This window comes from Vibrio sp. 811, from assembly GCF_033339195.1.
The window spans coordinates 1-1102 of sequence record NZ_JAWOUB010000103.1 but is presented as its reverse complement, the minus strand read 5'-3'; the positions used below and the strand labels follow the sequence as shown (position 1 = coordinate 1102).

Sequence of the window (1102 nt, the reverse complement as noted above, 5' to 3'; positions counted from 1 at the left end):
GAATCGCTTGGATAATCTCGCCTACTTCTTGTGTTGCTTTCGTCGTACGCTCAGCAAGTGCACGGACTTCATCAGCCACAACTGCAAACCCGCGACCAAACTCACCCGCACGCGCAGCTTCAATTGCCGCGTTTAACGCAAGCAAGTTAGTTTGCTCTGCGATGTCTTCAATCACTTTAATGACTGCGCCAATTTTCTCGCCATGAGCACCAAGGTGATTCATCTGAACCGACATGTCCGCCATTTGCTTCGATACCTGTTGAATGCTCTCTACCATTTCAACAATGACGGTACGGCCTTGCTCGGCTGTGGCTTCTGATTTACGAGCTTCTTCAAACGTAGACGCACCTTGTTCCGCCACTTGTGAAATGGTCAAACTCAGCTCTTCTGCTGCCGTTGCGATAAGGTTCGCTTTGTCGGCTTGGCTACTCGCACCAGAAACAATGTCTTGGCTAACAACAGACAACTCACTCGTGACCGACTTAACTTCTTCAGACACGACTGAAATAGAGCCGATCAACCCCGTTAGAGATGCCTGCATTTTATTTAAAGAGGTCGCTAAGTTAGAAAGCTCATCACCCGATTCGTCTTTGATAGGAGAAGCTGTCAAATCGCCTTCCGCCACACGTTGTGCCAAAGTATCCAGTGCGGTCAAACGCCCTGTGATTGAATTAGACAACAAGTATGCAATGAACACTGTTGCGATCGCCGCAAGCGTACCTAGCGCGTAAATGGTGTTCTCAATATCGTTGAATGAATCGGTCAATTGGAGAAGCGCATCATGTGTGCTTTGTCGACCTTCTGCCGTTGCCGCATTGAGCATGTCTTCAATTGGGGCTAGATTCACCTCGTACAACTGACGGACTTGCTCAACGTTTTCTTCTAAACTGCGATGCCCAATATTCGGCTGAATTTGGCTCTCAAAGCTCGACGTAAAATTCGCCATAAGCTGCTCAATTTTTTCGATATTGCGATAGTCTTCTCCACCAGCGGTTTCAAGACGTTTTACATCAGCCAACGCAGAGGCAAACTCTTTCTTGTTCGATTGATATTCACGTTGTGCACCACTGGTATTGATGATCATACCGACAGCATCTCGATA

Annotated in this window: 1 protein-coding gene; it reads right to left on the bottom strand. The window is 47.5% G+C overall.

Annotated features, from left to right (window positions below; genetic code table 11):
• Nucleotides 1–1102: methyl-accepting chemotaxis protein (locus R7Q46_RS25130; protein ID WP_318077928.1), on the bottom strand; the 1102-nt coding region annotated here is incomplete at both ends.